Below are 1,858 nucleotides of genomic sequence, written 5' to 3'. Positions count from 1 at the left end.
GCTGCTGCACCTGTCCACCGCCCTGGCCACCGGCTTCCCCCGCATCCCGCTGTTCGCCCACTTCTGCGACCAGACCCACCGCCTGGTCGAACTGGTTCCCCATTCGATCGGCATGGGACTGACCATCTGCCAGGTGTCTGCCTTGCTTCGGGTGGAACGATCCGAACGCAGCGCCACCGACGGAATGCGGTCGCCGACTCGCCACTTCGGATTGAGTCGAACGTTGCGGCTGACGAGCGCGTACTTCGGCGCCCCGGCGGCCGGCTTCGCGATGTCGATCAGCGCGGTCAGCGTCGCCGCACGCGGGTGGACCTCGGTGACGATCGCAGGGACCAGTGGGTTGTTTGCATACAGAGATTCGACGCTTCCCACCTTGCGGGGCGCCCACACCGCCACCCACAGTGAACTGGCCGCACCGATGGCGAGGACCGCGCCGATGATGATGGACCACACCTCGCCCATGCTGATCAGCCAGGCCCCGACGGCGGCGAGGACGATCGCGAAGATCACCGCAGAAATCTGCAGGCGGCGTACGTCGGCCAGTGTGTCGTTGACCGACTTGGCGTGAGCCTTGTCGACGGTGAACTGGAAGTCAGCCACGAAAAGTTCCTTCGGGTGGTGCCGGACGATCTAGGACCGGCCCCCGATCGCACGGGGACCGTCCACCAGCGTAGCTAGTTTCGCGCGCGCTCCCACATCTGCAGGTAAGCCTCGGCGCCTCGGCTCATGTCCTCGATGATGGTGTCGCCGTCGGCTCCCGCAGCGATGCGCATGTCCGCGATCCAGTCGGGAATCATCCCGTACTGCGCCACACCGTCGGTGTTCACGTCGAAAATCCGGGTGCCGGCGCGCTGCTGGTCCATGACCGTGCCGTCGAAGGCGGTGTACGGATACTGCAGCGGATTTTCGGCGGCGTCACCGCGCGGTGCGGCCTGCGGCCCGAAGCCGTTGGTGTCGGCGCCGTAGCCGAAACCGAAGTAGTAGTTCTCGCTTCGCATCGCCCGCGCATCGCGCCATTGGTCGATGAATCCACGCTCTTCGGGCTTCTCGTCCGACGCGTCCAGTTGCCCGGCGTACAGGGCGACGAAACCGCCGAGCGCGTAGATCCGCTTGTACAGGCTCGGGTCGCTCCAGCTGTGACTCGAGACGACACCGGAGTAATTCGCGGCTTCGAGAATATCGAGGGCTGCTTCGGCGGTCTTGACGCTCATGTGGTCGATGTCCACGATCATCCCTAGGTCCATCAAACCTCGGATCATGTACGCGCCGAGGTCGGTCAGGCCGTGCGAATTGCATTGCGGACCAGCGGGGTACACCGGAAGCGTCACCCCGGGTGGGAGTACTGCGAGAAGGTTCTGTGCGCCGTCGACCTTGGTGGGCAGCACGTTGTCCTCGGCGACGCCGGTGCATGATTCCGATTGCCAGAACTCGCCGGTACCCAGGTAGTTGCCGATGTTGACGGCGACGCCGGTGACGCCGCCGTCGAAACGGGCACCGCCGAGGGCGTTGTCGAACTTGTGCGTGACGATCATCTGCCGGACACCCAGGTCGTACAACTCGTCCAGGCCGCGGTCGATGTCGTCCTCGGTGCACTGCGGAATCCCGTTACGCACAGAGCAACCGAAGGGTTCGGATACCTCCACTCCGAGGGTGACGGCGAGCTTTCCGTCGGCGGCCACCTGCCTGGCTTGTTCGGGGGAGCTCACGATGCGGAACCATCCGCGGCCGGGTCCGCCGTACTGGGCGTCGATGTAGTCCTGGAGTTCGCGTGTCTGCTGGGCCTGGATTCGGACGGTCTCCATCTCGTCGCAGGGATTCCGCTTGCTCGGATACAGCTCGCACAGGACCCGATTGGCGA

1 protein-coding gene and 1 pseudogene are annotated in these 1,858 nt (G+C 65.0%); both read right to left on the bottom strand.

The features are described 5' to 3' along the window. Positions 1-135: 135 nt before the first annotated feature. Positions 136-462: pseudogene (locus ABT116_RS44045) on the bottom strand (DUF3239 domain-containing protein); the annotation flags it as partial. A gap of 212 nt (positions 463-674) precedes the next feature. After that, positions 675-1,679: a hypothetical protein gene (locus ABT116_RS44040; RefSeq protein WP_351646460.1), complete on the bottom strand. Its 1,005-nt coding sequence runs from the start codon at positions 1,677-1,679 to the stop codon at positions 675-677. Between the last annotated feature and the right edge of the window lie 179 nt (positions 1,680-1,858).

Source organism: Streptomyces sp. NPDC002130 (assembly GCF_040296465.1).
Lineage (GTDB): Bacteria > Actinomycetota > Actinomycetes > Streptomycetales > Streptomycetaceae > Streptomyces.
The sequence above is the reverse complement of the archived record's forward strand: the minus strand, read 5'-3'. Positions and strand labels throughout refer to the sequence as shown.